Origin of the sequence: Aliidongia sp. (assembly GCF_035943795.1) — a bacterium.
Classification (GTDB): domain Bacteria; phylum Pseudomonadota; class Alphaproteobacteria; order ATCC43930; family CGMCC-115725; genus Aliidongia.
In genome coordinates this window covers 1-5,430 of the sequence record NZ_DASZBY010000094.1, presented here as the reverse complement: position 1 = coordinate 5,430, position 5,430 = coordinate 1, and the positions used below count along the sequence as shown (strand labels likewise).

At 67.4% G+C, this 5,430-nt stretch carries 5 protein-coding genes; all 5 read right to left on the bottom strand.

Going from position 1 to position 5,430, the window contains the following annotated elements; genetic code table 11:
• Positions 1 to 481 (bottom strand): hypothetical protein (locus VGV37_RS17850; RefSeq protein WP_326881076.1); only part of this gene is annotated, 481 nt, incomplete at its 3' end.
• Positions 482 to 716: 235 nt separating this feature from the next.
• Entirely contained in the window at positions 717 to 1,958 is a 1,242-nt protein-coding gene (locus VGV37_RS17845; RefSeq protein WP_326881074.1) for a pyridoxal-dependent decarboxylase, exosortase A system-associated, read from the bottom strand.
• Complete coding sequence (locus tag VGV37_RS17840; protein ID WP_326881072.1) at positions 1,955 to 3,547, bottom strand: acyl-CoA ligase (AMP-forming), exosortase A system-associated; 1,593 nt, start codon at positions 3,545 to 3,547, stop codon at positions 1,955 to 1,957. The genes VGV37_RS17845 and VGV37_RS17840 overlap by 4 nt, the downstream gene beginning before the upstream one ends.
• Before the next feature lies 1 nt (position 3,548).
• Positions 3,549 to 3,884: a hypothetical protein gene (locus tag VGV37_RS17835; RefSeq protein ID WP_326881071.1), complete on the bottom strand. Its 336-nt coding sequence runs from the start codon at positions 3,882 to 3,884 to the stop codon at positions 3,549 to 3,551.
• 24 nt (positions 3,885 to 3,908) lie between these two features.
• Entirely contained in the window at positions 3,909 to 5,234 is a 1,326-nt protein-coding gene (locus tag VGV37_RS17830; RefSeq protein ID WP_326881069.1) for a putative O-glycosylation ligase, exosortase A system-associated, read from the bottom strand.
• Between the last annotated feature and the right edge of the window lie 196 nt (positions 5,235 to 5,430).

Below are 5,430 nucleotides of genomic sequence, written 5' to 3'. Positions count from 1 at the left end.
TGAAGGTGAACTGGGTCTGGGTGTCGGTCTTCGCCTGGTTGGCGTTGCCCTGGGTGCCGTTCAGCAGGTTCAGCTGGGTCGTGGCGATGGCGTTGGTGACGCCGCCCGTCAGCAGCGAGCCGGTGATCGACGAGGTCGAGGTCGAGCTGCTGCCGCCGATCGAAGCCGGGGTCGCGGTCTCGGTGACCGTGCCGACATTGGTGATCGACACCGCACCGGCGTTCGACGCGGTGTACGGGCCTTCGTTGACCGTGCCGTAGGGCGCGACGCTCGCGGTGGCCGACAGGCTGGCGCCGTTCGTCGACAGATGGGTCAGGACCTGGTTGATGTTGAGCGCGGTACCGTCGACGCCCGTGGCGCTCAGGGTCGCCGAGGTGACGTTGATCGTGGCAATCGCGACCGCATCGGCCTTGGCTTCGCCAGCGCCGACCAAACCAACCATCAGGGCGCCGAAAGCGACGCCAGCAAGCTTGAGTTTCATTTGGATCCCCTTGAATTAGGCTAACGAATTGGTCTCTGGCGCTCCCATTTCCCCGCCGAGACGGGTGTACCAGAGAGCTAACAGTCAGCGCGTTTCGACGCTTGCAATGATGGTAAGCACGTGCCGTGCCAACATCGTCATCTGCTTGATTTATATGAATATGCGTCGAAGAGAGCGGGAGCGACGGTCTGCCGACTGTCAAGTTTTCCGACTCTTTTGGCTAAAAAGCCGTAGATCAGACGAGGATCTCGGGTGCGGCGCCGTGGCTGAGGAAGCCGGCGGGGCTGGCCGACGCGCCATAGGCGCCGGACTGGAAGACGGCCACCAGGTCGCCCGCTTGCGCCACCGCAAGCTCGGCCTTGCGGGCCAGCACGTCGAGCGGGGTGCAGAGCCGGCCGGCGATCGTGGCGGTTTCGCTGGGACCGTCCGCCATGCGCGTCGCGATGGCGACCGGGTAGTTGCGCCGCACGACCTGGCCGAAATTGCCCGATGCCGCCAAATGATGGTGCAGGCCGCCGTCGGTGACGAGAAACACCTCGCCCCGGGAGACTTTGCGATCCAGCACCCGGCACACATAAACACCGGCCTCGCCGACCAGATAGCGGCCGAGCTCGAGGATGAGGCGGGCATCGGGCAGGCGCTGCGTCAGCCGCGCAGCACCGGCGGCCACGCTGCCGGCCGCAGCGGCCATGTCGAGGGGGGCGTCGCCGATCGCATAGGGGATGCCGAAGCCGCCGCCGAGATTGAACAGCCGGGGCGGCGTGGGTGCCAGGTCGGCCAGCTTCAGGAAAGCAGACACGGCCTGTTCCTGGGCGTCGGCGATCCGCGCCGCGTCGAGGCTCTGGGAGCCCCAATAGAGATGGAACCCTTCCAGGTCGAGATCCAGCGCCGCGATCCGCTGGAGCACGGCGGGCACGTCTTCCTCGTCGATGCCGAATGCCTTCGCGCCCCCGCCCATGCGCAGCCCGCCGGCCCGGACGTCGAACGCCGGGTTGACCCGGACCAGGACCTTGGGCCGGCAGCCGACGGCGAGACCCGCTGCGTGAAGGCGTTCCGGCTCGCCCTGGCCTTCCAGACTGATCACGATGCCGGCGGCCGCGGCCTGGCGCAGCTCCGCATCCGATTTGCCGGGGCCGGCGAAGTCGATGCGACCGGACGCCATCCCGGCATCGAGCGCGATCTTCATTTCCCCGGCCGATGCGACGTCGAAACCGTCGACCAGGCCGGCCAGATGGCCGACCAGTGCCGGCATGGGGTTGGCCTTCAACGAATAATGCAGATCGATCGTCGCCGGCAGGGCACGGCGCAACTCGGTCACCCGCTGCGTGATCCGTGCCCGGTCATAGGCGAAGAACGGCGTGGCGCCGACCCGTTCGGCGAGTCGCCTCACCGGAATGCCGCCGATGCGCAGCTCGCCGCCCTCGACCGAGGATTGCCAGTCGGCCGGCAATGCCGGTCGCTTTCCGGCGTCACTCATCGGACAAGGCCGTTGATCCGGGGGATCAGCAGTTCGCGCGTGGTGCCGCGATCGATCTTTCCGTTCGGGCCATGGGGCAGGCTCGCCAGGATGATGATGTGACGCGGGACCATGTGCGAGGGGACCTCGCCCCTGAAGTGGGCGAGCAAGGCTTCGGCATCGGGGGGCGCGTCCGGCGAGGCCGGTGCGACGGCGATCGCGATGGTCTGGCCCAGCACCTCGTCGGGCAGGCCGACCGCAGCCACCTCGGCGACGCCGGGAAACCCGTGGGCGACGTCCTCGATCTCGCTCGGGCTGACCCGATAGCCCGAGGTCTTGATCATGTCGTCGCGCCGTCCGATGAAATAGAGGAAGCCTTCTTCGTCGCGGCGCACCAGATCGCCCGACCATACCGCGCGTTCGCCGATCGGCAGTCCGGCTACGAGCGGCGCCTGGCGGAAGCGGGCGGCCGTGCCCGGCGCGTCGTTCCAATACCCAAGCGCCACCGTGGCGCCGCGATGGACCAGCTCGCCGATCTCGCCGGGCGGGCAGGGGGCACCCTGCTCGTCGACCACCAGGATCTCCGTATTCGGGATCGGCTTGCCGATCGAGCCCGGCCGCCGGTCGAGTTCGGCGGGCGGCAGGTAGGTCGATCGGAATGCCTCGGTCAGGCCGTACATGAGGAAGACCTGGGCCTGCGGTGCAGCCCGGCGCATCCGGTCCAGCACGGCGCGCGGCATGTGGCCGCCGGTATTGGCGAGATAGCGCAGCGACGCGCCGGCCCCATCAGCCCAGTCGGACTTCACCAGTTGCGCGAACAGCGGCGGAACCCCGGTCAGGGCGGTGATGCCCTCGCCGGCGATCGCCCGCGCCAGGTCGCGCGGCAGCAGGTAGTTGAACAGCACGATGCGGGCTCCGGCGGCGAAGCCGGTGGTCAGCTGGCTGAATCCGGCATCGAAGCTGAGCGGCAGCGCCGCCAGGATGCGGTCTTCCGGACCATTGTTCAGGTAGGCGTTGACGCTTTCGGCCCCGGCGACGAGGTTGCGGTGGCTGAATGCCACACCCTTGGGCAGGCCCGTCGAGCCCGAGGTGTAGAAGATCGCCGCCATGTCCGCATCGACGGCTCTGTGCAGCGGCGGCGCGCCCTGCCGGCCGAGGTCCTGCCATTCGACGGTTTCGACCCAGGCCGGGATCCCGGGCAGGTCGGCCGAGCCCTCGCCGACCAGGACCAGCAACCTGAGGGCGGGGCAGTCGGCCAGGATCGGCCCCAGGGCCGCCAATCGGTTGCGGCTCGTGATGAAGACCCTGACCCCGCCGTCCTGCAGCACATGGCGGACCTGGCGCGCCTTCAGAGTCGGATTGACCGGTACCATGACGCAGCCGGCATGCATGGCGCCGAACAGGCCGGCGACCGTCTCCCAGCGCTTCTCCAGGAACACGGCGACCCGGTCGAGGCGGGCAGCCCCGAGCGCCACCAACCCTTGGGCGACCCGTTCGGTCCTGGCGGCGAGGTCGCGATAGCTGAGCGTTACGGCCGGATCGGCCAGCGCCGTCGCATCCCCCTGCGCTTCCGCCGTGGACAGCAGGAGATCGGCCGCCAGAATTCTCATGTCAGAGGCGGCGCGTCGGGCGGCGACCCTGCCACAAGGGATGGATGATTTCTTCTTCGATGTCGGTGGCAGCGTCTTCGTCCGGCGCTCCGGTCTTCAGGCGACGAACCGTCTGCGGCCCGCGCGTGGTAGGTTTGGCGCCCCCCGGACGGGCGAACGCGCCGCGACGCTTCGCGAGCTTTGGATCCTCTTCGGGAACCGCGGCCGCCGTGGCGGGAGCCATCATCCGCAGCACGCCCTTTTGGTCTTCGATGCGTTGAGCCCCGTCGTTCTGAACCATCCAGAACGTCAGGTAGACGACGCCGGCAAGCGCGGCGAGAAGAAAGAGGGCGAACACCGGAGAACTCCCAGGAACTGGCGATCAAGAGCGTACAGGTTTTGCCCCGATTTGTCGCGGCGGCCGAAATCGCGGGACTTTCCGGGCGCGTGTCGTCGGCTCCTGCGCCGCCTCCCGCTCGCGCTGCAGCACGGTGACCGCCAGGGTCGGCAGGATGACGATCGCGTAGAAGAGATCGAAGAAGGTGAGTTCGAGAAATGCCCCGGCGACCATATACCCGACGATGCTGACCTGGACCATCGATGCCAGCTCGTACGCCCAGGCCTGCTGGGGATCCTTGCGTGTCGCCTTGCGCAACTTGGCGGTGGTGAACAGCCCGGCGCCGATCACGCCGAGGAAAAGGCCGAGGCCGACGAAACCGTGCTCGCCCATGGCTTCGAAATAGATGCTGTGGAATGCGCGCGCCACGGGCGCTTCGGGCACCAGGGCGAAGAAATGCGCCGTATCGGCATAGGCATGGAACCCGCCGCCGGTCAGCGGGCGTTCGACCGCGAGCCTGAACGCGTACTTCCAGGCGTCGAACCGGCCGGTCACCGACCCGTCGTCCTGGTAAGTCTGGATCGTATTCATTCTGGCGTACCAGCTCTCCGGCATGACCAGGGTGAGCGCACCGACACCGAACACGGCCGCGAGCAGGATGGTCGTCTTGTGGCGGGACGACCGGATCATCCACAGGAACATCACGGCGAGGCCGATCAGGGCGCCGCGGGAAAAGGAGCCGAAGACGGAGACGATCGTCAGGCCCAGGGCGATGACCAGCCCCATCCGGACATAGCGGTTCTGGGTCTGGGTCTGGAGATAACGCAGCAGCGGCAGGATCATGATCAGTGCCGTGGCAAGCTGGTTGTTGTCCGACAGCATGGTATCGTCCGGACCCACAACGCGGCCGCCGCCCCCGGTGATGATCGTGAAGAGGCCGCCACGCACGCCGTAGAAATCCACGCTGATGACGATCGCCCAGATGACCCCTTGCAGGCGCTGTCGATTGGTCAGGAGCGGGATCATCAGCAGGGTCATGCCCAGCAACTTGACGGCACGATTCCAGTCGGACCACGCGAGATCCGGTTTGAGGGAAGCCGTCGTCGACACGGTGATCCAGACCATGAGCCCCATGATCAGTGCGGTGGTGGCGTCGATCGGCATGCGCTTGGGTTCGCGAAACAGCACGAAACCGACCAGGGTGGCGCCGCCGATCAGCATGGCGACCGGCATGGTCGTGATGAAGCCGTAGGCCATGTGATGCGGGTTCATGAACGAGATCACGAACCACATTACGAAGCCCACGTAGGGCCGCATCAGGATGACCGGTACGCTGCCCAGCAGGACGAGCGCAATCAGCAGGTCACGCATCGCAGGCGATCCTCCCGGCCGACCTCAGGCCCGCGCGCCGGACGCGCGCTCGTCCGCCGTTGCGGACTTGCGCCCGATCGAGTGGTAGGTGAAGCCTTCCTTGGCGACCTGGGCGGGGTCGTAGATGTTGCGCAGGTCGACGATGGTGCGTCCGGCCATCTGCTGGCGCACGCGCGGCCAGTCGAGCGCGCGGAAC